18 protein-coding genes and 1 pseudogene are annotated in these 23,864 nt (G+C 62.9%); 8 read left to right on the forward strand and 11 right to left on the reverse strand.

Features of this window, described 5'->3' with window-relative positions; all coding sequences use genetic code 11:
* Nucleotides 1-354: 354 nt before the first annotated feature.
* Genes AU074_RS17085 through AU074_RS17100 form a run of 4 tightly spaced genes read right to left on the reverse strand, consistent with a single transcriptional unit; the run spans nt 355 to nt 5,316 of the window.
* The gene (locus AU074_RS17085; protein ID WP_076015718.1) at nt 355-1,935 is read right to left on the reverse strand and encodes an ABC transporter ATP-binding protein; all 1,581 of its coding nucleotides are present in this window, start codon (nt 1,933-1,935) and stop codon (nt 355-357) included.
* Entirely contained in the window at nt 1,932-2,759 is an 828-nt protein-coding gene (locus AU074_RS17090; protein ID WP_076015719.1) for an ABC transporter permease, read from the reverse strand. Before AU074_RS17090 ends, AU074_RS17085 begins: the two co-directional genes overlap by 4 nt.
* Nucleotides 2,759-3,736 carry an ABC transporter permease gene (locus tag AU074_RS17095; protein WP_076015720.1) on the reverse strand — a complete coding sequence of 326 codons (978 nt, stop codon included), beginning with the start codon at nt 3,734-3,736 and terminating at the stop codon, nt 2,759-2,761. The genes AU074_RS17090 and AU074_RS17095 overlap by 1 nt, the downstream gene beginning before the upstream one ends.
* The gene (locus AU074_RS17100; RefSeq protein WP_076015721.1) at nt 3,733-5,316 is read right to left on the reverse strand and encodes an ABC transporter substrate-binding protein; all 1,584 of its coding nucleotides are present in this window, start codon (nt 5,314-5,316) and stop codon (nt 3,733-3,735) included. The genes AU074_RS17095 and AU074_RS17100 overlap by 4 nt, the downstream gene beginning before the upstream one ends.
* A 340-nt stretch (nt 5,317-5,656) precedes the next feature.
* Here AU074_RS17100 and AU074_RS17105 point away from each other — a divergent pair, with 340 nt between their 5' ends.
* Nucleotides 5,657-7,009, forward strand: a complete 1,353-nt coding sequence (locus tag AU074_RS17105) for a tetratricopeptide repeat protein (RefSeq protein WP_076015722.1) — start codon at nt 5,657-5,659, stop codon at nt 7,007-7,009.
* A gap of 808 nt (nt 7,010-7,817) precedes the next feature.
* Here the strand turns inward: AU074_RS17105 and AU074_RS17115 are convergent.
* Nucleotides 7,818-8,810, reverse strand: a complete 993-nt coding sequence (locus AU074_RS17115) for a P1 family peptidase (RefSeq protein WP_076015723.1) — start codon at nt 8,808-8,810, stop codon at nt 7,818-7,820.
* Nucleotides 8,811-9,116: 306 nt separating this feature from the next.
* Between AU074_RS17115 and AU074_RS17120 the strand changes: the two genes are divergently transcribed.
* The 7 genes from AU074_RS17120 (at nt 9,117) to AU074_RS17150 (ending at nt 18,118) form a co-directional block, all read left to right on the forward strand.
* Nucleotides 9,117-11,555, forward strand: a complete 2,439-nt coding sequence (locus AU074_RS17120) for a TonB-dependent siderophore receptor (protein ID WP_076015724.1) — start codon at nt 9,117-9,119, stop codon at nt 11,553-11,555.
* Nucleotides 11,556-11,613: 58 nt separating this feature from the next.
* On the forward strand, nt 11,614-12,951 hold the full coding sequence (locus tag AU074_RS17125; protein ID WP_076015725.1) for an LLM class flavin-dependent oxidoreductase: 1,338 nt from the start codon (nt 11,614-11,616) through the stop codon (nt 12,949-12,951).
* On the forward strand, nt 12,948-13,865 hold the full coding sequence (locus tag AU074_RS17130; RefSeq protein WP_076015726.1) for a 5'/3'-nucleotidase SurE: 918 nt from the start codon (nt 12,948-12,950) through the stop codon (nt 13,863-13,865). The genes AU074_RS17125 and AU074_RS17130 overlap by 4 nt, the downstream gene beginning before the upstream one ends.
* On the forward strand, nt 13,862-14,851 hold the full coding sequence (locus tag AU074_RS17135; protein ID WP_076015727.1) for an LLM class flavin-dependent oxidoreductase: 990 nt from the start codon (nt 13,862-13,864) through the stop codon (nt 14,849-14,851). Before AU074_RS17130 ends, AU074_RS17135 begins: the two co-directional genes overlap by 4 nt.
* The gene (locus AU074_RS17140; protein ID WP_076015728.1) at nt 14,848-15,834 is read left to right on the forward strand and encodes an LLM class flavin-dependent oxidoreductase; all 987 of its coding nucleotides are present in this window, start codon (nt 14,848-14,850) and stop codon (nt 15,832-15,834) included. The genes AU074_RS17135 and AU074_RS17140 overlap by 4 nt, the downstream gene beginning before the upstream one ends.
* A gap of 159 nt (nt 15,835-15,993) precedes the next feature.
* Nucleotides 15,994-16,986, forward strand: coding sequence for an LLM class flavin-dependent oxidoreductase (locus tag AU074_RS17145; RefSeq protein ID WP_076015729.1), 993 nt, complete (start codon nt 15,994-15,996; stop codon nt 16,984-16,986).
* On the forward strand, nt 16,976-18,118 hold the full coding sequence (locus AU074_RS17150) for an LLM class flavin-dependent oxidoreductase (protein ID WP_076015730.1): 1,143 nt from the start codon (nt 16,976-16,978) through the stop codon (nt 18,116-18,118). Before AU074_RS17145 ends, AU074_RS17150 begins: the two co-directional genes overlap by 11 nt.
* Nucleotides 18,119-18,814: 696 nt before the next feature.
* Here the strand turns inward: AU074_RS17150 and AU074_RS17155 are convergent.
* The 6 genes and pseudogenes from AU074_RS17155 to AU074_RS17180 form a co-directional block, all read right to left on the reverse strand.
* Entirely contained in the window at nt 18,815-19,894 is a 1,080-nt protein-coding gene (locus tag AU074_RS17155; RefSeq protein WP_076015731.1) for a sigma-54-dependent Fis family transcriptional regulator, read from the reverse strand.
* A gap of 99 nt (nt 19,895-19,993) precedes the next feature.
* Nucleotides 19,994-20,659, reverse strand: coding sequence for a methionine ABC transporter permease (locus tag AU074_RS17160; protein WP_076015732.1), 666 nt, complete (start codon nt 20,657-20,659; stop codon nt 19,994-19,996).
* Nucleotides 20,656-21,402, reverse strand: coding sequence for a methionine ABC transporter ATP-binding protein (locus tag AU074_RS17165; RefSeq protein WP_076015733.1), 747 nt, complete (start codon nt 21,400-21,402; stop codon nt 20,656-20,658). The genes AU074_RS17160 and AU074_RS17165 overlap by 4 nt, the downstream gene beginning before the upstream one ends.
* Nucleotides 21,399-22,193 carry a MetQ/NlpA family ABC transporter substrate-binding protein gene (locus AU074_RS17170; RefSeq protein WP_076015734.1) on the reverse strand — a complete coding sequence of 265 codons (795 nt, stop codon included), beginning with the start codon at nt 22,191-22,193 and terminating at the stop codon, nt 21,399-21,401. Before AU074_RS17170 ends, AU074_RS17165 begins: the two co-directional genes overlap by 4 nt.
* 14 nt (nt 22,194-22,207) lie before the next feature.
* Nucleotides 22,208-23,245: an isopenicillin N synthase family oxygenase gene (locus tag AU074_RS17175; RefSeq protein WP_076015735.1), complete on the reverse strand. Its 1,038-nt coding sequence runs from the start codon at nt 23,243-23,245 to the stop codon at nt 22,208-22,210.
* Nucleotides 23,246-23,331: 86 nt separating this feature from the next.
* Nucleotides 23,332-23,850 (reverse strand): annotated as a pseudogene (locus AU074_RS17180) (thioredoxin family protein); the annotation flags it as partial.
* Between the last annotated feature and the right edge of the window lie 14 nt (nt 23,851-23,864).

The following is a 23,864-nucleotide window of genomic DNA, read 5'->3' on the forward strand; positions in this document are numbered from 1 at the left end:
GAACAGCCGGAATGCCAGCCCAGTCAAACGTAAGCAAAACGCTCTTGCCCCACCACTCAGCACCTCGCCCAGGCTTGAGTGTGGTGAAGCAACAGCAAAATCAAAGGCGGACACGATCCAAATGTGGGAGCGGGCTTGCTCGCGAAAGTCGTTAACGATAACGCGAACATCCTGATTCAACGCGGCGCTCTCAGGTTCTTCGCGAGCAAGCCCGCTCCCACATAAAGCGGCTCTGCTTTTGCTCTAACACTCAGGTCGCCTCTGCCGCTTTTGCAACGTGACTCGCTGTAAGAGCGAAACCATAGGTGGCCGTTACCTGAATAACGGATATGCCCCCAACCCCAACAACCCAAGTCAGATCGCCTCAGCCATCAACAACTCCCGCGTATACGGATGCCGCGCATCAGCAAACAGCGCCGCCGTCTCCCCCTGCTCCACCACCCGCCCCTGACGCATCACCGCAATCCGATCACACAACCGCGCAGCCACCCGCAAGTCATGAGTAATAAACACAATGCTCAACTTCAACCGCCGCTGCAGCGACTCCAGCAGTTCCAGAATCTGCACCTGGATCAATGCATCAAGCGCCGACACACACTCGTCAGCGATCAACACCTTAGGCTCCACCGCCAACGCCCGGGCGATGCCTATGCGCTGCCGCTGCCCACCAGAAAACTCATGGGGAAACCGCTCAAACGCCGCTGCCGGCAACCCCACCAACCCCAGCAACTCACGGGCCCGCCGCTCGGCATCCGCCTTGGAAACCCCCTGCACCAAAGGCCCAGTCATAACAATCTGCCCCACTGTCTGCCGTGGATTGAGCGACGCAAACGGATCCTGGAAAATCATCTGCACATCACTGCGCAACGCTCGCAGCCGCCCTTCAGACAGCCCCGCGACATCCCGCCCCAACCACTCAATCCGCCCGCTGTCAGCGCGCAACAGACGCACCAGGCACCGGCCCAGGGTCGACTTGCCCGACCCCGACTCCCCCACAATCCCCAACGTTTCGCCTTCACGCAATTGCAGCTGAACCGCGTCCAACGCCTGAGTCGTACGCCGCCCCCACCAACCGCTACGACTGCTGAATACCTTACCCAGCGCTTCGGCCCTGAGCACCACCGGACCGGCCACCTGTGTACGCGGTACCAGCGGTTGCGCCGACACCGCCGCCAACAATTGCCGGGTGTAGTCTTCACGGGGCACCCGCAACACCGTCGGGGCCGTGCCCTGCTCCACCACCCGGCCCTTTTCCAGCACCAATACCCGGTCGGCAATCGCCTCAACCACGGCAAAGTCGTGGGTGATAAACAACAGCGCCATGCCCTTGTCCTGCTGGATCTTGCGCAGCAGGTCGAGAATCTGCGCCTGGGTGGTCACGTCCAGCGCCGAGGTCGGCTCATCGGCAATCAACAGCGCCGGATCAAACGCCAGGGCCATGGCGATCACCACCCGCTGACGCTGCCCGCCGGACAGTTCAAACGGATACGCCAGTCGCAAGCGCTCAGGGTCGGGCAAGCCGACATAACCGAGCAAATCCACCACCCGCTGACGCCGCACCCGTGCCGCTGCCACGCCATGGGCGCGCAGGGTTTCATCGATCTGTTCGCCCACCCGCAACAGTGGGTTGAGGGCGCTCATGGGCTCCTGGAATACCATGCTGATATCCCGCCCGCGCAGTTGACGCATGGCCTCCTCGCTGCGGTCGGCCAGGTCTTCGTCGCGAAACACCAGACGCCCGCGTTCTACCTTCAGCGAGTCCGGCAACTGGCGCAGCAAAGCCCTGGCCAGCATTGACTTGCCGGAACCGGATTCACCCACCACACACAAGCATTCGCCACGGTTCAGTTGCAGTGACAGGTCATACAGCGCATGGCTGCGGTCGGCACCGGCCGGCAAGGCAATGCGCAAATGCTCAACACTCAACAACGTCATAGCGACCTCCCGGGCTCAAAGGCCACACGCAAACCTTCGCCGACTCGATTGACCGCCAGCACGCACAGCACAATCGCCAACCCCGGCAGAAAGCTCATCCACCAGGCGTCCCGCAGCAAGCCACGGGAGGCATTGATCATGTAGCCCCAGCTCATGGCTTCCGGGTCGCTCAAGCCGAGAAACGCCAGGGCCGCTTCGGTGAGGATCGCCGTGGCCATGACAAAGGTCATGGTCACCAGCAACGGCGCCAGGGCGTTGGGCAGGATCTGCTGGACGATGATCCCCAGCGGCGACTGCCCCAGCACCCGCGCGGCCTGCACGAATTCGCGCTGGCGCAGGGTCAGGAACTCACTGCGCACCAACCGTGCCACCGCCGGCCACGCTACAAGTGCGATGGCCAGCACGATGGAGAACAGGGACGGCTCAAGGATCGCCACCAGGATTACCGCCAGTACCAGTTGCGGAATGATCTGGAAGAACTCGGCAATGCGCATCAGCACACCGTCGAGCCAGCCACCGAAATAGCCGGCGACCGCGCCGACCAGCAGGCCCACCACCAGGGTCGCCAGGCTGGCCAGCCCCCCCACGGCCAGGGACACTCGCGCGCCGTACAGCAGGCCACTGGCGAGGTCGCGACCGAGCAGGTCACTGCCCAGCCAATGGGCCGGGTCGTGGAATGGCGCGAGCATCGGCTGGCTGTTCATCTCCCATGGCGAGCTGCTGGTCAGCCAGGGTGCGGCGATCGCCAACAGCGTCAGCAGCAGCAAAAACAGCGCACCGATCAACGCCGCAGGCTGGCGCACAAAACGTCGGAAAACCAGCATCAGCCTTGCACTCCTGCACCGATACGCGGGTCGAGAAAACGACAGATCACATCGGTCAACACGTTAAAGCCCACCACCAGAATCGAGATCACCAGGAAACCGCCCATCAACACGCCGTAGTCACGCTGGGCCAGCGAGTCGTACATCAAGCGACCAATCCCCGGCCAGGAATACACCACCTCCACCAGCAACGCGCCGCTGGCCAACTGGCCCAGTTGCAAACCGGCAAAGGTCACCACCGGCAACAGCGCATTGCGCAACACATGCACGTACAAAATCCGCCGCGGGTGCAGGCCCTTGGCGTGGGCGGTGCGCACGTATTCCTGGCCAAGGGCGTCGAGCACGGCGGCGCGGGTCAGGTGGATATACAAGGCGAGGAACAGCACGCTCAACGACACGCACGGCAGCAGCAGGTGCTTGAGCCGGTCGAGCAGGGAAAAGTCCTGCGCCACCGTTTCCATGCCAAACGCCGGCAACCAATCGAGGCTGACGGAGAACAACAGGATCAGCAGCATCGCCAGCCAGAATGGCGGCATCGCATACAGCAGCAATGCGCCGTGGGAGATCACGCCATCCAGCCAGTGACGCTTCTGCCGGGCCCGGGCGGCCAACGTCCCCAGGGTGACGCCAAGCACCGACGAGAGCAAAAATGCCGAGCCCATCAGGGCCAAGGTCGCCGGCAAACGCTCGGCAATCAGCGACCACACCGGGGTCTGGTTGCGGTAGGAATAACCCAGGTCCAGATGGGCGATATTGCCCAGGTAGATCAGCAACTGCGTGAGCAACGGCTTGTCCAGGCCCATGGTCTGGCGCAGATGTTCGATGAACTGCACATCGTCCACCCCTGCCTCGCCGGCCAACAGCAGCGCCGGATCACCCGGCGCCAGGCGGATCAGCAAAAAGCCCAGCACCAGCACCGCCACAATCATCAACAGTGCCTTGAGCAGGCGACCGCTGAAATACAGCAACCCGTTCATGGTGCAGGCGCGTCGAGGTAGACGCTTTCGTAGTCTTCGTTAAGGCTGGTGGCGGTTTGCAGCAGGTTCTTCACCTCTTTGTGGAACAACGTCGGGTAGCGCATTTCGAAGATCGGCGCGATCGGCAGGTCGGTGTTCAGCACGTTTTCCAACTGGCTATAGAGCCTGGTGCGTTCCGGGCCTTCCGGGGTGTTGGCGACCTGGGTCCACAGGGCATCGGCCTCGGGGCTGTTGTAGCCGCTGACGTTGGCAAACGGCGAAGTCTTGAGGATGTAGTCGGAGCGGTACAGGTAGGCGTTGGTCAGGTACGGGTCGCCGATCTGGAAGATGAAGTTGTAGGTCAGGTCGAAGTCCCAATCGCTGACTCGCTGGAACCAGGTGGCGGCGTCGGACGTCACCACTTGTACCTTGAAGCCCAGCGGTTGCAGGGCTTGCTTGGTGTATTCGGCCAAGCGCTCCCAGGCGCCGCCCTTCTCGCCGTTGAGCAGGCGAATCCGCACGGCACCCACGTCCACGCCGGACTCGGCAATCAGCGCCTTGGCTTTTTTCACGTCATAGGTGTACTGCGGCAATTGCGGGTCATGGTACGGCGAGGTGGACACGAACTGGCCGGGGGCAACCTTGCCCGAACCGAAGAAGATGTTATCGACGATGAACTGGCGGTTCAGCGCATACAGGATCGCCTGGCGCACCTTGGGGTTGTTCAGCGGTGGCTTGCGCGTATTGATCTGCAGGAAGGCCAGGCCGGAATACAGCTCCCAGCCTTTTTCCGACGACTGCACATCTGGCAAGGCGGTCAGGCGCTTGAGGTCGGAATAGTCGGCATCACCGCTGCGCAGCACCTGCACGTCGTTGCGCTCGAAAGCCGCAGCGCGGGACGAGCCGTCCGGGATCACGTGGAAGATGATCGCATCCAGGTGTGGCAGGCCCTTTTTCCAGTAGTCGGGGTTCTTTGCCAGCTTGATATAGGCGCCGCGTTTCCACTCCACAAACACAAACGGGCCGGTGCCGACAGGCTTGAGGTTATAGGGGTTGTTGCGAAAGTCAGTGTTCTCGTAGAGGTGCTTGGGTACCACAGGCCGCAGCCCGCTGCCCAGGGCCGAGAGCAACGGCGCGAAGGGTTTCTTGAGCTGGAACACCACCTGCAGCGGGCCTTTTGCGGTGATGCTGTCGACGTACTCGGTGAAGACCCCGCCCAGGCGCTTGTCCACTTCGGGGTAGAAGGCCTGGAAGCTGAACACCACGTCATCGGCGGTGAAGGCGTGGCCGTCATGCCAGCGCACGTTGTCCTGCAAATCGAAGGTGTAGGTCAGGCCATCGGGGGAAACGGTCCAGGCCTTGGCCAATACCGGTTTGGGGTTCAGGTCGGTGTCGAAGGTCAGCAGGCCCTGGAGGATCTTGCCGCTGACGTACTGGGTGGACACGTGGCTGACCACGCCGTGCATCAGCGACGGCGGTTCGGGTTGGGCCACCAGGTTCAGCACGCCGCCGTCATGGGGTTGCGCCTGAGCGGTGCCGGCCAGCAGCACGGCGCCAAGTCCCAGGTATGAAAGGACACGGCGAAAAGATAAAGGGCGCATGGAGACTCCTTGACTAAGGTTTTGTCAGGGATTTAGCAAGGGCTGTGCCATGGGGCGATGGCCTTGGGTTTGCGGCGGTCAGGGGCCACCGCAGTGATGAAAAAACCACAGTGGCCGGGACGAGTGTGGAAAAAGCAACAGCCCGCCCTCTTGAGAAATGGTTGTGCGTAGCAGCTGCCGAGCCTTGGCGAGGCTGCGTCTGCGGTGTGTCAGGTAACCCGCCAACGCTGCCTCGCCAAGGCTCGGCAGCTGCTACGGTAAGGTTTGAAGTTTGAGGGACCCATCACTGGCACAAGGTTTGCCCGTCTAACCGCTATCTGAACCCATGAGTTTGAAGCGCATGTCACTGGATTATCTGGGCAACCCCATCGACACCCTCAACCCCGCCACCCGTCAGGGCCTGGATGATTTCGTCGGCGGCTTCCTCGGCTACCAGCCCCGTGCCGAGGGCATCCTCGCGGTCGCCGATGCCGACCCCGATTCAGCGCTGGCCAGTGGATTTGCCGGGCTGTTGCTGATGTTTATCGAGTCGCCCGAGGGCCCTGTGCTGGCCGAGAAGTACCGCCAGCGGGCGGCGGCGGTGAATTCTCGACATCCCCGGGCGCTTGTGTATCTGCAAGTACTGCAAGCCTGGATCAACGACGAGCTGGATGACGTGCTGCGCCTCAGTGAGCATCTACTGGATCTTTATCCGCGGGACCTGCTTGCGGCCAAGCTCAACCAGTATCTGGAATTCAACCGGGGCAACTGGCCGGCGCTGCTGCGTATCGGTTTGAAAGCCACCGCCGGCGCGCCGGATATCGCCCACAGTCATGGGTTACTGGCGTTTGCGTATGAGCAGTGTCATTTGCTGGAGGAAGCCGAGGCCAGTGCTCGGGAAGCCTTGCGCCTGCAAGCGTCCGAGCCGTGGGCTCATCACGCGCTGGCCCATGTGATGCTGACTCAGGGGCGTATCGAGGAAGGCATCGGGTTTCTCGAGGGGGTGAAGCATCACTGGGACGGTTTGAACTCGTTTATGTACACCCATAACTGGTGGCACCTGGCGTTGTTTTATCTGGCACGCGGTGAGGACCAGCGGGTGCTGGATATTTATGACCGGCATGTGTGGGGGATCTTGCCGGAGTACTCCCAGGACCAGGTGGGCGCGGTGTCGTTGCTGGCGCGGCTGGAGTTGGCCGGGATTGATGTGGGTGAGCGGTGGCAGGCGTTGGCGCCTTACCTGCAGCGGCGGGTTGGGGATGCGGTTCAGCCGTTTTTGAGTGTGCAGTATCTGTATGGGTTGGCCCGGGCGGGCAAGCCTGAGGCGGATCAGTTGTTGGCGGCTTTGCGCAGGCACAGCCTTGGTGCGCGGCCGGTGTGGGGGGAAGTCACTTTGCCGTTGGCCGAGGGGTTGTTGGCGCATGCCAGGGGCGATGCTGGGCGGGCCCTGGAGCAGTTGGGAATTGCGTTGCCGCGGCTAAATGAGATTGGCGGGAGTCACGCCCAGCGGGATTTGTTTGCGCAGGTGGAGCTGGATGCACGGTTGCGGGTTGGGGATTGGTTCGGGGCGCAGCAGGCGCTGGAATTACGCCGGCGGTATGACGGGCTGGATGTGCCGACGAATCGGGCTTTGGTGGTGGTGTATGAGGCGCTGGGGTTGCCTGAGCAGGCGCTGCGGGCGCGGGCGCGGATTGGGGGTATATCCGTTATTTAGGTAACGGCCGCCTAGGGTTCCGCTCTTACAGCGGCTCACTTTTGAAAAGCGCAAAAGTAACCAAAACGCTCTTGCCCCACCACTCGGCACCTCGCTTGGGCTCGGTGTGCCCTCACTCCGGCTTTGGAGCGTGGGCCGCCGCGATGGGCCATCCTTGGCCCAGCGCGGCTAACCCGGCGTCCTGCCGGGTTACCCACGCTCCAAAGCCTGCGTTCGGCCAGCGTGGTTTAACGGGGCGCCTAAGATCAAGATCAAAAGCAGATCAAGAGCACAGAGGCCTACAGGCCGGCTTGAGTGTGGTGAAGCAACAGCAACAGCAAAATCAGAAGCTAAAGCGGGCACGGTCCAAATGTGGGAGCGGGCTTGCTCGCGAAGGTCGTTAACGATGACGCTGGCATTCTGGATGAACGCGGCGCTCTCAGGTTTTTCGCGAGCAAGCCCGCTCCCACAGAAAAGCAGCTCTGCTTTCGCTCTGGATCTTGCCTCTGCTTCTAACACTCAAGCCGGCCGGGAGGCCGCTGTGCTTTTGATCTGCTTTTGATCTGACTGCCCCATTCAGCCCGAGGCCGAACGCAGGTATTGCGGAGCGGGTAAACCGGCAGGACGCCGGTTTAGCCGCGCCGGGCCAAGGATGGCCCGTCGCGGCGGCCCGCGGAGCAATACCGGAGTGAGGGAACACCGAGCCTAGGCGAGGTGCCGACAGGCGGGGCAGAGCGTTTTGGTTACTTTTGCGCTTTTCAAAAGTGACCCGCTGTAAGAGCGGAACCCTAGGCGGCCGTTACCTAAATAACGGATATGTACTCAGCCCTCAAGCCCGCGCAGCAAACACCCCGCGAGCAATCGACCGAGCCACACAATCAGCCGCCGCCGACCCAATCCGCCCAATATCCACCTGCCGCCGAGGCCCATCCGCCACCTCCACCGCCCCAGAGGCCAGAGCAAACACCGTATCCCCATCAAACGGCAAATGCGCCGGCCGCACCGCCCGGGCAATCCCGTCCTGCGCCATGATCGCCACCCGCTTGCACTCCGCCACCGTCAACCGCGCCGTACTCGCGACCACTACCAGCGTGGTATTGGCTCCTGCTTGCAGGCGCCCCATGGAATCCAGCCGCGACAACTCCGGCATCGGATCACTGCAATCCATCTCAGTCACCGGCCGCGCCCCACCAAACTCCCCCGCCACCTCCCAGGGCCACGCCCAGAACGTCTCCCCATCCGGCATGTAGACCGAACCAATCGGGTTAGCCACCACCAACGCGGCAACCACCAACCCATCCCCCAAATCCAGGGACGCCGTCCCCAGCCCACCTTTCAACACCCCGGCCATCGCCCCACGCCCGGCCCCGACAGAGCCCAGCTCAAACTCCGGACCGGCATTGGCCAGCGCCTCAAACCCCAGCCGTCGGTAAGGTGGCTCCAGGCCCCAATCCTTGTCCCCGCCATTCGCCAAATCATGCAACACCGCCGCCGGCACGATAGGAATCGCTGGCGCACCCGGCTTCAAATGCAACCCCACCTGGTCCTGGGACAACTTCGCCGCCACCGCATCCGCCGCCCCCAGGCCAAACACCGAGCCACCGGCAAACACCAAGGCGTGCAGCTGACCCACCATGTTCTCCGGCTCCAGCGCCGCGGTTTCGCGACCACCTGGGCCTCCACCGCGAATGTCGATACTGGCAGTCCAGAAACCATCCGGGCGGATCACCGTGACGCCGGTGTCGGCGTACAGGTCTGTGGCGTGGCCAACCTCCAGGCCGGGAATATCAGTGAGGGCGTTGCGCGGGCCAGGTCTAGGCATACAGAAAAGCTTCCTTGGGTTTAGGTATGGCGTGGGGAGAGCAAGGGGTGTGCCAAGGAGGCGCTCCCCCGGCCCAGCGTACGCTAGCAGCTTCGCGAAAAAATCCCCTGCACAAAAACCAACACCCTGCCCTCCCGCCTGTTAGAAAAACACCACCCGCCCCGCAAACCCTCCAACAACTCCTTGTTATCCAAGACTTTTCAGCGATGGCACAGCCTTTGCTCTCCTGCCTCCACCAGAGCTTGAACTTAACAAGCCGCCCTCGAACAAGGCCCGTTGCCTAACCACACTGGAGTGTTGCACATCATGAATCCATCCCGCGCCGCAGGCCGCCGCCAACCCGGCAAGGCCTTCGCCCATACCCTTTTGTTCCTCGCCCTGTGCGAGGCCGTCAGCTACAGCAGCCTGACCCTCGCCGCCGACGCCCCGGCCAGCGATAACCCCCTGGACACCGTCGTGGTAATTGGCAACCGTGGCCAGGCCCGCACCCTGGCCGACAGCCCGGCGCCGGTGGACGTGATTTCTTCCAAGCAATTGCTCGCCACCGGCCAGGGCGACCTGACCCGTGCCTTGAGCAAGGTGCTGCCGTCCCTCAACCAGCCGGCCTCGTCGGGCTTCGGTTCGACCTCGATCGTGCGCCCCATCAGCCTGCGCGGCTTGAACGGCGACCAGGTGCTGGTGTTGGTCAACGGCAAGCGCCGCCACAACAGTGCGCTGCTGAACAACGCCACCTCCCTCAACTCCGGCTCGCAACCGGTGGACCTGGACATGATCCCCACCGCCCTGGTGGATCACATCGAAGTCCTGCGTGACGGCGCCTCGGCGCAATACGGGTCGGACGCCATCGGCGGCGTGATCAACATCGTGCTCAAGCAAACCGACCACGGCGGCAGCTTGTCCACCACCTACGGCCAGAACTATGAAAACGGCGACGGCGAAACCGTGCGTCAAACCGGCAATGTCGGCCTGGCCCTGCCCAACGACGGTTTCATCAACCTCGCCCTGGACGTGAAGAAACAGGACGTCTCGGACCGTTCCGATGCGGCGCCATATACCGATAGTGCCGGCAACACCAGCCAACGCCACACCTACTACGGCACCGGCTTGCCCGAGGCGAAGAACTTCAGCCTGGGCTACAACGCCGAGCTGCCGGTCGCCGACGCGCTGACCCTGTACTCGTTCTCGACCTACACCCACCGCAACTCGGAAAAGCCCCTGGCGTTCCACCAGCCGCCGTCGTTCAACGGCATCCAGACCCCGTACCCGGAAGGTATCGAAGACAACCTGCGCTTCATCGAAGACGACTTCCAGGTGGCGTTCGGCGGCAAGGGCCAGGCCGCCGGCTGGGACTATGACCTGTCGAGCACCTACGGCCAGGACCATGCCCGGGCCACCCTCACCGACACCTACAACCTGAGCTACGGCCCGAACTCACCGACCTCGGTCGACACCGGCGTAAAAACTTTCAGCCAGTGGACCAACAACCTCGACCTGACTCGCGCCTTCGACCTCGGCCTGTACAAGCCGACGCAGATTTCCTGGGGCCTGGAACAGCGCTACGAAGACTACAAGATCGGCAAGGGAGACCTCGCCTCCTACGCCAGCGGGCCGTTCGACACCGGTGCCAACGGCGCGATCATTCCACCCGGGACCATTTCCGGTGCCGGTACCACCCCGGCCGACGCCGCCGAAAAAAGCCGCATCAGCCTCGCGGGCTACGGCGAGATCGGCCAGGACCTCACCGACAAATGGCATGTGGACCTGGCCGGGCGCTACGAGCACTACAACGACGGCTCGGGCACCACCACCAACGGCAAGTTCTCCACCCGCTACCAGTTGACCCCGATCCTGGCCTTGCGCGGCACCGTCAGCACCGGGTTCCGCGCACCGTCCCTGGCCCAGCAGATCTACAGCTCCACCTCGCAAACCAGCGTCAACGGGCAACTGTTCGACTACCGCAACGTGGCGGTGAACTCCGATGTGGCCAAGGCCTTGGGCGCGACCACCCTCAAGCCTGAAAAGTCGACCAACTACAGCATCGGTCTGACCCTGCAACCCACTGACAACACCAACATCACCCTGGATGCCTACCAGATCGTGATCAAGGACCGCATCGCCCAGACCGGTTACCTGGGCGGTACGCCGCAGATCAGCGCGATCCTCGCCGCAGCCGGGCTCAACCCGAACCAGGCGGTGACCTACTTCACCAACGCCCTCGACACCACGACCCGTGGCGTCGACCTGGTGGGTGACTACCGCCAGGACATCGGTGCCTATGGCAGCCTGAAATATAGCGCCGGCTTCAACTGGAACACCACCCAGATTGACTCGATCCACGCCTCGACCGTGGCCACACAGGCCCTCGGCCCGGACGGTGGTTATGGCCGCCAGCGCCAGGGCAACCTCAAGTACGGCTTGCCGCAATCCAAGCTGCTGCTGGGCACCACCTGGACCTACGACAAAGTCGAAACCAGCCTCAACCTGACCCGCTACGGCTCGTACACCGAGTACGGCACCGCCGAGATCTACGACCGCAACTTCGCGCCGACCTGGATCACCGACCTGAACATCGACTACCACCTGACCAAAGCCGTGACCCTGAATGCGGGGGCCAACAATCTGTTCAACAAATACCCGAAACGCACCGACCTGGTAAGCAGCTCCGGCGGCTTCCCGTACGGTACCTTTTCGCCTTACGGCACCACCGGTGGCTATTGGTACACCGGCGTGACGTACGCCTTTTGACCCAGCCCGCGGGGCCGGTTCGCCGGCCCTGCGCCTGACCTTTTGCGGGAGCCTGTCCATGACCCGACGTACCGATCAACTCAAGCTGGGGGCCTTCCTGGCCAACAGCGGCCACCATGTATCGGCCTGGCGCCACCCCCTGGCCCAGGCGGATGCCAGCCTGGATTTCGAGCACTTCAAACACATCGCGCAAACCGCCGAACGCGGCAAATTCGACGCCTTGTTCGTCGCCGACGTGGTCGCCTTATGGGGCCATCATCACGACGCCCTCAGCCGCACTGCCCGTGCCGAACACTTCGAACCCTTGACCCTGATGGCCGCTTTGGCAGCCGTCACGAGCAACATCGGCCTGATCGCCACCGCCACCACCAGCTACAACGAGCCGTACCATATCGCCCGCAAGTTCGCCTCCCTCGATCACCTGTCCAAGGGGCGCGCCGCCTGGAACCTGGTGACCTCGGTGGTCTCGGATGAGGCCTGGAACTTCGGCCGCGAAACCCATATCGACCATGGCGACCGCTACCAGCGCGCCGAAGAATTCCACGACGTGGTCAAGGGCCTCTGGGACAGTTGGGACGACGACGCCTTCACCCGCGACAAGGCCAGCGGGGAGTATTTCGACCCGGCCAAACTGCACACCCTGAATCATCGCGGCGAACATTTTTCCGTACGTGGCCCACTCAACGTCGCGCGCCCCCCACAGGGCCATCCGGTGTTGGTACAGGCCGGTGCGTCGGAACCCGGCAAGGCCCTCGCCGCCCGCGTCGCCGAGCTGATTTTTGCGGTCAACCATGACCTCACGGGCGCCCAGGCTTTCTATCAAGACATCAAGCAACGCGCCGCCGCCTTTGGCCGTGACCCCGACCACATCAAGATCCTGCCCGGTGTCACCCCGTTTATTGGCGAAACCCGCGAACAGGCCCAGGCGCTGTTCGAAGAATTCCAGGCCCTGGTGGACCCGGTGCTGGGCCTGCGTTTCCTGGCCGACACCCTGGGCGATGACATCGACCTGTCGGGCCACGACCTCGACGGCCCGCTGCCGGAAACCCCGGTAGGCCAGCGCGGCAGCCGTCGCGACAAACTACTGGAACTGGCCCGCAGCCAGAACCTGAGCATCCGCCAGTTGTACCTGCACCTGACCGCCGGCAACCCGGTGATCGGCACCGCCGAAGACATCGCCGACTTCTTCGAGCAGTGGTTCGAAGCCCGTGCCTGTGACGGGTTTAATGTGTTCTTCCCGTACTTCCCGGGCGGTATCGACCTGTTCGTCGAGCAGGTGATCCCACTGCTGCAGCAACGCGGGCTGTTCCGCACCGAATACGAAGGCACCACCCTGCGGGAAAACCTCGGCCTGCCGCGCCCGGCCAATCGCTTTACCCAGGGAGTCACACCATGAAGCACAGCGCATGGATGCTGGCCGTCGGCAGCCTGTTCGTCTCGAAGGCCTTTGCCCTGAACATTTTGCTGAGCAACGACGACGGTTATCAGCACCCCAATATTCGCGCCCTGTACACCGAGCTCAAGGCCCAGGGGCATACAGTGCGGATTGCCGCACCGCAGGCCGACCAGAGCGCACGGGGCGGTGCGTTTTTCTTTGGTCGCGAAGTCACCGTTGGCCATGACGACGACCCGGCCTACCCCGACAGTTACTACATCAGCACCACTGAAAACGGCGTGTGCCAAAGCCCCGAATGCGCCGGCAAAGACGTGCAGATCGAAATCAGCGGCACGCCGGTGATGGCCTTGCTGATGGGCCTGAAAAAAGTCATACCCCACCCCGACCTGGTGATCGTCGGCCCTAACCCCGGGAATAACCTGGGGGCGATCAACAGCGCTTCCGGCACCTTCAACGTCGCCAGTGTCGCGGTGCAGGCGGGCATTCCGGCGTTGGCGGTCAGCACCGATTTGAAAGAGACAGACCCACAACGCGCGGCACTGCTGGTGGCGAAGCTGGTCAATGCCCTGGACCAGCATCGCCAGCCCGACGGCGCGCTCTTGCCCAAGGGCCTGGGCCTGAATATCAACCTGCCAAAAGCCCCACAGATCAAGGGCGTGAAACTCACCCGCATCGGCAGCTATGTGGGTTTTGAAGCGGTGTACACCGACGACCTCAAGCAATTCAAGCTGCGGGGCAAGCCGGGCATCGGCTTCCAGTACAGCCCCGCCGCCACCGCCGAGCAGCAGAAGCAGGATGAGGCGGTATGGCTCAACAAGGGTTACCTGACCATCAGCCCGTTCAGCGGCCTGCCGGAGTCGATCAATGCCGGTCCCGCGCTGCAAACACAACTGGCCCGCGAGGTGCTGCCATGAGTTCGAGTTTTTCCCTGGGGTTTCTCAGCCGGGTCTACAGCCCCGGCTTCGAGCCCAAGGTCTACCGCGACACCGTGGAGTTGTTCAAGGTCGCCGAAGAGCTGGGCTTTGACAGTGGCTGGGTGGCGCAGCACCACTTCGCCAGCGAGAACGGCCGCCTGCCCTCGCCCCTGGTATTGCTCGCCGCCATCGCCCAGCGCACCCGCAGGATCAGCCTGGGCACCGGGATAATCGTGCTGCCCCAGGAAGCGCCGCTGCGCCTGGCGGAAGACGCCTCAGTGCTGGACCTGTTGAGCAATGGCCGGCTGGAGCTGGGCCTGGGTGCGGGTTTTGATCCCGACACGTTCACGGCATTCGGCCGTGAGCCTGAGGCGCGCCACCGCGACTATGAGCAGCACCTGCAACAGTTAATCCATGCCTTGGGCAACGCACCACTGACCGACAGCGGCTCGCGCCTGTTGCCACGGGCAGCCGGCCTTGGGCAGCGAATCTGGGAAGCCACCTCACGGGTGGAACTGGTGGCCGAGCGCGGCCACGGCCTGATCATGGCGCCCAACCCGCACCTGCCGCCTGAAGCCGGGGTAGAACTGGTCAACCGCTATCGCAACGCCTGGACCGGTGACAACGGCACCCCGCCCCGCGTCACCCGGGTACAGGCGCTGATCCCGAACCCGGACGCCGCCACGCGCAACGATATCCAGGCCTACGTGCAACGCCAACAGAGCATCGGCGTGTACAAGGCGCCGGTGGATGATGATTTCGACACCACCCTCAGGCGCCTCGGCATCCTGCACGGTCCGGTCGAGCAGATCATCGAGCAGTTGCAGCAAGGCCCGAGCCTGACGGCCAACGACCACCTGGCGCTGCAAGTACAGACCGCCAGCACCCCGCTGCGGGAGGCGATCCGCGCCCTGGAAATCATCCGCGAACAGATCGCCCCGGCCCTCGGCTGGCAACCGACACTGCCCCAAGGAACCCTGACATGAGCTTCAAACTGGGCTTTCTCAGCCACGCCTTTGGTGACGATCCACAGCAGGTCTACCGCGACCTGATCGAACAATTCGAAGTCGCCGAGGCCCTGGGTTTCGACGGTGGCTGGATTGCCCAGCACCACCTGAGCAATGGCTTTGGCCGGCTGCCGTCGCCGCTGGTATTGCTGGCGGCGGTGGCCGAGCGAACCCGGCATATCGAACTGGGCACCGGAGTGATCGTGCTGCCTTTCGAAGACCCGATCCGCCTGGCGGAAGACGCCAGTGTGCTCGATGCCCTGAGCGGCGGCCGGGTGCAACTGGGCCTGGGCAGCGGCGGCGCCAACCTCGACAATTTCAGCGCGTTTGGCCGTGATGCCGTGCAACGCCAGGTCGACTTCAGCGACCACCAGCAGCAGGCCCAGCAGTTACTCGACGGCGAGCCGTTGACGCCCCATAGCCCGCTGACCCTGCAACCGCCAGCAACCGGCTTGAGCAGCCGCTTGTGGCACTCCCACGGCAGCCTCGAAGGCGCGGCATACACCGCCAGCCAGGGCAACGGCCTGCTGCTGGGCACCGCCACCCACGATCCGCTGACGGTGCAGAAACCCCTGGCCGATGCTTACCTGAACGCCTGGAACCGCACCGATCGCCCACCGAGAATCGGCGTGGTGCGCGCAATTTTCCCGGCAGCGGATCGCGCCAGTGCCCAAGCGGAACTGGCGGTGGATATCGAGCGCCACATCCCGCGCCTGCAACGCGAGGGCCTGATTGATCAAGCCGTGGACCTGCAGGAGCACCTGCGCCTGATGAACGTGCACCACGGCCATCCCGACGAAGTGATCGCCAGCCTGCAACAGGACCCATCCCTGCTGCCCTATGCTGACTACGTGATCGCCGTGGTCCAGGCTGAAAGCTCGACCCAGGCGCAGATCCTCAAGCGCCTGGAAATCATCGCCCGGGACATCGCCCCGGCCCTCGGATGGCGAGGACGAGAGTAGGATGATCAAACGCCCTGAAAGCGTCAGCTCCCGTAGCAGCTGTCGAGTGAAACGAGGCTGCGTAGCGGTGTGTCAGATACACCGCGAACGCAGCCTCGCCGGGGCTCGACAGCTGCTACGACGACGCGTGATGCTGATGCCAAACTATGGAGCCCGTGTATGCCCCTTGAATTCAGTTGGTTGATGCCCCTCTGTACCCCCGACTGGGCGGCGCGGCCGGGGCAATGGATCCAGCTGGCCCAGGCGGTGGAATACGCCGGCATCGACGGCCTGTGGATCCCCGGCGGCGCGCTGTGTGCCGACAGCCTCGGGGTGGCGGCGGCGTTGTGCGCCCACACCCGACGAGTGCAATTGTCGGTGAGCGTACCGCCGGAAGTCATGCTGCCGGCGGCACTGGCCACCACCCTGCAAAGCCTGCAATCGATCAGCAGCCACCGGGTGCGCCTGCACTTGCCCGACGGCGAACAAGGCAGCCTGCGCAGTGCGTTTGGCGAATGGCTGAACCGCGACCAGCGCAGCGAACGCATCGGCGAATACCTGGAGATTCTCCAACAACTGCTGGCACCGAATGACGGCGGCCTGGATTATCAAGGCCGCTATTTCCAACTGGAAAACGCCGGCGTCGCCCGCCGCGAACTGCCCGCGCCGCCACTGGTGCTGGACGACAGCCAAAGCCACGCGCTGGTGGCCGGCCACGCCCAGGTGTGCCTGYTGCGGCCTGGGCATCCGCAGTGGCTGGCCCAGGAGATACAACGCTGGCGCCAGCTTCAGCCGGGCCTGGCCTTTGCCTGCACCTTCGGCCTGGTCATCGGCGACAGCGAGGACCTGGCCTGGGAAACCGCCGCCGCCCGGCTGCCGACCCAGGACCTGCCCAACCACCGCATCGCCACCGTGCCCCGCGACCGACACCCGTTGCGCCAGTGGGAGATCCACCCGAACCTGCTGCAACTGCACCCTGGCCAACCGCTGATCCTGGTGGGCACGCCCCGCCAAATCGCCACGCGCCTGCAGGAACTGCACGGCCTGGGCCTTGGCCACATCATCCTGCAAGGCGGCCCGGCGGTCGGCGAAGTGCTGCGCTTTGGTGAACAGATCCTGCCGCTGCTTTTTCAACACGGCCTGCACAAGGAGCGACTGCACCATGAACACTGAGGTTCGCCCCCCGATCCAGCTCGACTGGTTCCTGCCCACCAATGGCGACGGTCGCCACCTCACCAGCAGTGGCCTGCCCAAGGTCGGGCTGTTCCAGCAAGGCGAACGTGCCCCCACCCTCGATTACCTGCGCCAGATTGTGCGGGCTACCGAACAGGCCGGATTCGACGGGATCATGGTGCCCACCGCCAGCGGTTTCGAGGATCCGTGGCTGATTACCGCGGTGCTGGCCCAGGAAGTGCGACGGCTTAAATTCCTCCTGACGTTGCGACCAGGCATGGAGCTGCCAGCCTATACCGCCCACCGTGCGGCGACCTTGCAGTTGCTGAGCGAGAATCGCCTGGCGTTGCATGTGGTGACGGGGTCCAGCCGTTTTGAGCAGCGTTCGTTGGGGGATTTTCTCGAACACGATGAGCGTTATGCGCGTACTGCGGAGTTTTTGCAGGTGTTCCAGGCGGTGTGGGCTGGCAAGCAGCCGGCGCATCCGGGACGCTACTACCGCAGTGGGATCAGCACGCCGGTGGCGCCTGGGGCCGAGGTGCCGGCGATCTATTTTGGGGGTGCCTCCGAGGCTGCCGAGCAGGTGGGGGCTGCCCATGGGCAGACGTACCTGATGTGGTGTGAGCCGCCGGCAATGATTGCCGAGCGGGTGGTGCGGATGCGTGAGTTGGCCGCGATGCAGGGCCGGACGTTGCGCTTTGGGTTGCGCTTGCACATCTTTGCCGATCGCACTGACGAGGCGGCCTGGGCGCATGTGGAGCGGCTGTTGGAGGAGATACCCAAGGACGCCATTGACCAGGCGCAGCGGCAGATGGCCAAGTATGAATCGGTGGGTCAGAGTCGCCAGACCGAGTTGATGAAAGGCCGTGGGCGTGGGGCGCGGGAGCTGGAGGTCTCGGCCAACCTCTGGGCCGGTGTGGGCCTGGTACGGGGCGGGGCCGGGACGGCGTTGGTGGGGAGTTATGAGCGGGTGGCGGAGCGGATCGAGGAGTATCACCAGCTCGGGGTGGACAGCTTTATTCTCTCGGGGTTTCCGCATCTGGAAGAGTCGATTCATGTGGGGGCGGAGGTGTTGCCTTTGTTGCGCAGGATTGGGGCTTCGGGGAGGGTTGTTGAGGTGGGTCGGGCTTGAGCTGGGCGGTGGGCATATCCGTTATTTTAATAGTGGCTGCTTATGGTTCCGCTCTTACAGCGGGTCACTTTTTAAAAGACCCGGAATGCCGGCCCAGCCAAAAGTCCACCAAAAGGCTCTTGCCTCACCACTCGGCACCTCGCTTGGGCTCGGTGTGCCCACTCCGGCCAGCCCGGCCGGCTTGAGTGTGGTGAAGCAACAGCAACACCGAAATCAAGAGCGGGCACAGTCCAAATGTGGGAGCGGGCTTGCTCGCGAAGGTCGTTAACGATGACGTGGGTATCCTGATTCAACGCGGCGCCCTCTGGTTTTTCGCGAGCAAGCCCGCTCCCACAGAAAAGCAGCTCTGCATTCGCTCTGGCTTTTGATCTGGCTTTTAACACTCAAGCCGGCCTGTAGGCCGCTGTGCTCTTGCCTTTGATCTTGATCTGACTGCCCCATTCAGCCCGAGGCCGAACGCAGGTATTGCGGAGCGGGTAAACCGGCAGGACGCCGGTTTACCCGCGCCGGGCCATGGATGGCCCGTCGCGGCGGCCCGCGTAGCAATGCCGGAGTGAGGGAACGCCGAGCCCTAGCGAGGCGCCGACAGGCGGGGCAGAGCGTTTTGGTTACTTTTGCGCTTTTCAAAAGTGACCCGCTGTAAGAGCGGAACCCTAAGCGGCCGTTACCTGAATAACGGATATACACACCAAAAAATCAGGACTTCACCCGCCCCTTGAGCATCCCATGATTCACCAAAAGCGTCCGCATGGCATTGCGCGTAACCCCCAACAACTCCGCCGTACGCAACTGATTAAACCCACAAAACCCAAACGCCTCCCGCACGATCAAATCCTCGATATCGTGCAACAACGAATCCCCCGGCACCTCGAACAACCGCAGCAACTGCTCCCGCACCACTTCCTGCGGAATCCTCGGCGCCCCGCTGTTAACGCTGGCATGCATCGCACTCAGCCCCGCAGAAAACTTCAAATGCGACGGCATGATCGGCCTGTCCCCAGCCACCAAAAGCGCCAGGTGCACCACATTCTCCAGCTCACGAATATTCCCCGGCCACGGATAATCCAGCAACGCCTGGGTCGCCGACTCCGACAACATCGGCTCGGCGATTTTCAGCCTGGCACTGTAGAGCCGCCGAAAATGCTCAACCAGCGGCAGGATATCCAGCGGCCGCTCACGCAACGGCAACACCTGCACCTGCGCCACGTTGATGCGATAGAACAGGTCAAGCCGAAAGTTGCCCGCCTCCACCGCCTGCTCCAGGTCGATGTTGGTGGCCGTCACCAGCCGGATATTGATCTTGATCGGCTTGCGAGACCCCACCCGCACCACTTCCTGCTCTTGCAATACCCGCAGCAGCTTCACCTGCAACGGCAGCGGCAAATCACCGATCTCATCGAGGAACAGGGTCCCGCCATCGGCCTCTTCAAACCAGCCGATCCGCCGCCCCGAGGCCCCGGAAAACGAGCCGGCCTCATGCCCAAAAAATTCGCTTTCCGCAAGGTTCTCGCTGATGGCCCCACAGTTCACCGGCACAAACGCACCGGTGCGGCCGCTGGCGCTGTGGATATAGCGCGCCACCAGCTCCTTGCCGGTGCCGGTCTCGCCATTGATCAACACCGGCGCTTCACTGGGGCCGACACGCTGCAAATATTCGAGCAGTTGCAGGGAACGCGGGTCGGCAAAGACCAGTGCCTTGGCGCGAATCGACAACGGGTCTTTTTCGCCCTGGGGCAAAGTCAGGATCGGCGTGGGATGCCCGTGGGGACGGTTCATGAAGAGTATTTCCCGGCGACGAGGTGGAGGTACGAAGGAGAACTTTACTCAGTCATGTATATAACTAGAAATATTAAAAATTCATTAGTACATAACTGTTTATCTACGACGCGCCAGCGACCTCACGCAACGATCCCCCAGGCTTTGCACGCCCTGAACCAGCACCACCAACACGATCACCGTCACCACCATGATCTGATTGTTGAAACGTTGATACCCATAACGAATCGCCAGGTCGCCCAGGCCGCCACCACCAATCACCCCGGCCATGGACGAAAAGCCGATCAGCATCACCAGGGTCAGGGTCAACCCCGCAAGCAACGCAGGCAGCGCCTCCGGCAGCAGCACCTTGAAGATCACATGCCGAATATCCCCGCCCATGGCGACGATGGCTTCGATGCGACCCTTGTCCACTTCGTCCAGCGCGTTCTCGACAATCCGCGCAAAAAACGGAAAGGCGCCAATGGTGATCGGCACCACGGCGGCAGTGCTGCCCAATGTGGTACCGACGATCAGCCGGGTCAGTGGAATCAAGGCAATCAGCATCACCACAAAGGGCAATGAGCGGCCCAGGTTGATCACCGCACCCAGCACACGGTTCACCCTTGGCAGCGGGAACAGCCCGCCGCGGCGGCTGACAAACAGCAGCACCCCCAGGGGTAGGCCGATCAGCAAGGTAAAGACCGCCGCCAGCAGCACCATGTACAGAGTTTCGCCGGTGGCCGTGAGCAGCAGTTGCAGGACGTCGTTCCAGTCCGTTTTCATACCGCCCTCACCGCTGACAGGTTGGGTGCCAGTGACCGACCCAGGCTTGAGGCGGGGTCCGCCTGCAATTGAATCAGGCTGCCGCTTTCCACCACGCGCCCATTGGCCAGGGACACCGCGCTGTCGCAGATAGCCTTGACCACATCCAGCTCGTGGGTGATCAACACGATGGTCACCCCCAGTTGCCGATTGATACTGCGCAGCAGTTCCAGGATCGACGCGGTGGTTTCCGGGTCGAGGGCGCTGGTGGCTTCGTCCGACAGCAAATAATCCGGGCGCGCCGCCAGTGCCCGGGCGATGCCGACGCGCTGCTTCTGGCCGCCGGACAGTTGCGACGGAAACGCCAGTGCCTTGTCACTCAGGCCGACCAGCTCCAGCAATTCCTCGACCCGGGCAACGCGTTCGGCCTTCGGCTGGCCGGCGATTTCCAGGGGCACCGCCACATTGTCGGCGACGTTGCGTGAATGCAGCAGGTTGAAACCCTGGAAGATCATGCCGATGCGCTGGCGTTGCTGGCGCAGTTGCTTGTCACTGAGCAGTGTCAGGTCCTGGCCGTCCATGAGGATGCGCCCGGAAGTCGGGCGTTCCAGCAGGTTCAGGCAACGCAGCAAAGTACTCTTGCCCGCCCCGCTCCGCCCCACGATCCCGAAGATCGAACCGTCTGCAATCTGCAACGACACGTTATCCAGCGCCGGCGGCTGGCCATCGGCGTAGGTTTTGCTGACCTGCTCAACGACGATCATTCGACAGCTACCGGGATCACCGAGCCTGAGTATTTCTCGGTGATGAACTTGGCCACCTCCGGCGAATTCAGGTCCTTGGCCAGCTGTTTGATCCGTGGGTCGTCCTGCAATTTCGGGGTGGTCACGAGGATATTCGCGTAGGGATTGCCCTGGGCTTTTTCCAGCCCAAGGGCGTCCTTGGCCGGTGACAGGCCGGCCTCGAGGGCGTAGTTGCCGTTGATCACAGCGAGGTCGACGTCATCCAGGGCGCGAGGAATCTGTGGTGATTCGATCTCGAGGATCTTCAGGTGCCTGGGATTCTCGGCAATGTCCTTGGGCGTTGCCTGGTCCTTGGCCGGGTCGTTGAAACCGGGCTTGAGCGTGATCAGGCCGTTGGCTTGCAGCAGGTACAGCGCACGGCTCAGGTTGGTGACGTTGTTGGGCACGGCCACGGTGCCTTTATCCGGCACCTGGGCAAAGCTGGTGTGGCGATGGGAATAGATACCCAGCGGCTCGATATGTACTGTGGCTGCCACTGTGAATTTCTGGCCGAGAGCCTGTTCCTGGGAGTGCAGGTACGGCAAGTGCTGGAAGTAGTTGGCGTCCACATCACCGTGGGCCAGCAGTTCATTGGAGTTCACGCCGTTGGGAATTTCGATGATTTTCAGCTGCAGCTGCGGGTCGAGCTTCTGCACGTATTCGAGGATTTGCGCGTGGGGAATCGGGTCCGCCGCCACACGCAGGGCCTCGGCGGCCTGGGCGTCGAAGGAGGCAATCAGGACGGCCAGGGCCAGGGCTGTTTTCTTGAGCATGGTGATGTTCCTTATCAGGCGGACAGGGCTTGGGGAATCGTGGCGTCGGCGTAAAAGCGTTGAGCGACATCCGGATGGGAACGCAGGCGACCCTTGAGGTAGTTCCAGCCGACGTCCCGCAGCAGCGGGTTACGCGGGTCACTGGTGGGGCCGTGGGCATCGCGCAGCAACTCGGGCGGCAACTGATACACCGGCACCACCGCGTCCAGTTGCGCACCGAGGAAAAACGCCAGGGACAAACGTTCGCTGCCCAGGGGCGGCGATTCGACCCGGTGCACCGTGGCACGCAGGTAGCCGTTGGTGGCCAGCTCCAGCAACTCGCCGATGTTCACCACCAGGGTGTCCGGGCGCGGCGAGGCGTCGATCCAGCGGCCCTCCTCCACTTCCACTTGCAGGCCGGCCTGCTGGTCTTGCAGGAGGAAGCTGAGAAAGCCGGAATCCTTGTGGGCACCGACGCCCTGGCGACTCTGCTGGGCGTGGCGGCCGGGGTAGCGGATCAGCTTGATGTGTTCGTTGGGCTTGTCGCCATACAGCGGGTCGAAAGCGTTTTCCGGCAGCGACAAGGCCTGGGCAAAGGCGCGCAACAAGCGCAGGGACATCTGAGTCATCGCCTGCTGCCAGGCCAGTAACAAGGGCTTGAGTTCAGGCAACGCGGCAGGCCACTGGTTGGGACCTTGCAGGCGCGACCAGGCCGGTGAATCCGGGCCTTGCTGCAACGGCTCGCGCTCGGCGCCGAGGTCGAACTGTTCACGCAGGTCCGGCTGCCCCCGGGTGATCTCCGACGCGGTGCGGTTATAGCCGCGAAAATGCGGGGAGTTGATCATGCCGACAGCAAGTTTGTCGGCCTCCGGCAAGGCGAAAAACTGGCGCGCCTGCTGCTGCACCTGGGTGAGCAACCCGGCGTCGATGCCGTGGCCGGTGAGGTAGAAAAAACCGATATGCCGCGCAGCGTGGCGCAGGTCATCGAGAAACTGCCCACGCTGGGCCGGGCTGCCGTCGAGCAGCGCCAGGTCCAGCAGGGGCAAGGTGTTGATTGCCAGCGGGTGCGACATTGGGTGCTCACTCCATGAACAGGTACGTGGAGTGGTGAAGCTAAACGATCTAAAAACCTCGCAATAAATACCTTTTTGGCATTAGCTTAGGTTGGCGCGTTAGCCGCCCGGGCTTCTTCCAGCAAGGCCTGGATGACTTTTTCCTGATTGTCGTAGCGGCCCTCGCCAAAATGGCTGTAGCGCACTTTACCGGTGGCATCGAAGAAGTAATGGCCCGGCCAGTACTGGTTATCGAAGGCGCGCCAGATCCGATAGTCATTGTCGATGGCCACCGGGTAATGGATGTCCAGCTTCTTGACCTGGCTGCGTACGTTATCCAGGACTTTCTCGTAGGCGTTTTCCGGCGTGTGCACTCCGATCACCACCAACCCGTCCTTGGCGTACTTCTTCGCCCACTGATTGACGTACGGCAGGCTGCGCTGGCAGTTGACGCAGTCGTAGGTCCAGAAATCCACCAGTACCACCTTGCCCTTCAGGCCCTCGGCCGTCAGCGGCGGCGAGTTGAGCCAGGCCACCGCGCCGTCGAGGGACGGCATGCGCTCATCGGACTGGTTGAAACTTTCGGCATCGACGTTATTGATCAGGTAGTTCACCGCCTTGGGCACGCCGACCAAGGCAA

Source organism: Pseudomonas sp. ATCC PTA-122608, assembly GCF_001952855.1.
Taxonomy (GTDB): Bacteria; Pseudomonadota; Gammaproteobacteria; order Pseudomonadales; family Pseudomonadaceae; genus Aquipseudomonas.

What these genes read in the sequence shown, in the direction of transcription:
- AU074_RS17115 (WP_076015723.1), bottom strand. Translation starts at nt 8,810, where the DNA reads ATGCCTAGACCTGGCCCGCGCAACGCCCTCACTGATATTCCCGGCCTG.
- AU074_RS17135 (WP_076015727.1), top strand. Translation starts at nt 13,862, where the DNA reads ATGAGTTCGAGTTTTTCCCTGGGGTTTCTCAGCCGGGTCTACAGCCCC.
- AU074_RS17085 (WP_076015718.1), bottom strand. Translation starts at nt 1,935, where the DNA reads ATGACGTTGTTGAGTGTTGAGCATTTGCGCATTGCCTTGCCGGCCGGT.
- AU074_RS17160 (WP_076015732.1), bottom strand. Translation starts at nt 20,659, where the DNA reads ATGAAAACGGACTGGAACGACGTCCTGCAACTGCTGCTCACGGCCACC.
- AU074_RS17120 (WP_076015724.1), top strand. Translation starts at nt 9,117, where the DNA reads ATGAATCCATCCCGCGCCGCAGGCCGCCGCCAACCCGGCAAGGCCTTC.
- AU074_RS17125 (WP_076015725.1), top strand. Translation starts at nt 11,614, where the DNA reads ATGACCCGACGTACCGATCAACTCAAGCTGGGGGCCTTCCTGGCCAAC.
- AU074_RS17100 (WP_076015721.1), bottom strand. Translation starts at nt 5,316, where the DNA reads ATGCGCCCTTTATCTTTTCGCCGTGTCCTTTCATACCTGGGACTTGGC.
- AU074_RS17140 (WP_076015728.1), top strand. Translation starts at nt 14,848, where the DNA reads ATGAGCTTCAAACTGGGCTTTCTCAGCCACGCCTTTGGTGACGATCCA.
- AU074_RS17155 (WP_076015731.1), bottom strand. Translation starts at nt 19,894, where the DNA reads ATGAACCGTCCCCACGGGCATCCCACGCCGATCCTGACTTTGCCCCAG.
- AU074_RS17090 (WP_076015719.1), bottom strand. Translation starts at nt 2,759, where the DNA reads ATGCTGGTTTTCCGACGTTTTGTGCGCCAGCCTGCGGCGTTGATCGGT.
- AU074_RS17165 (WP_076015733.1), bottom strand. Translation starts at nt 21,402, where the DNA reads ATGATCGTCGTTGAGCAGGTCAGCAAAACCTACGCCGATGGCCAGCCG.
- AU074_RS17175 (WP_076015735.1), bottom strand. Translation starts at nt 23,245, where the DNA reads ATGTCGCACCCGCTGGCAATCAACACCTTGCCCCTGCTGGACCTGGCG.
- AU074_RS17105 (WP_076015722.1), top strand. Translation starts at nt 5,657, where the DNA reads ATGTCACTGGATTATCTGGGCAACCCCATCGACACCCTCAACCCCGCC.
- AU074_RS17150 (WP_076015730.1), top strand. Translation starts at nt 16,976, where the DNA reads ATGAACACTGAGGTTCGCCCCCCGATCCAGCTCGACTGGTTCCTGCCC.
- AU074_RS17095 (WP_076015720.1), bottom strand. Translation starts at nt 3,736, where the DNA reads ATGAACGGGTTGCTGTATTTCAGCGGTCGCCTGCTCAAGGCACTGTTG.
- AU074_RS17170 (WP_076015734.1), bottom strand. Translation starts at nt 22,193, where the DNA reads ATGCTCAAGAAAACAGCCCTGGCCCTGGCCGTCCTGATTGCCTCCTTC.
- AU074_RS17130 (WP_076015726.1), top strand. Translation starts at nt 12,948, where the DNA reads ATGAAGCACAGCGCATGGATGCTGGCCGTCGGCAGCCTGTTCGTCTCG.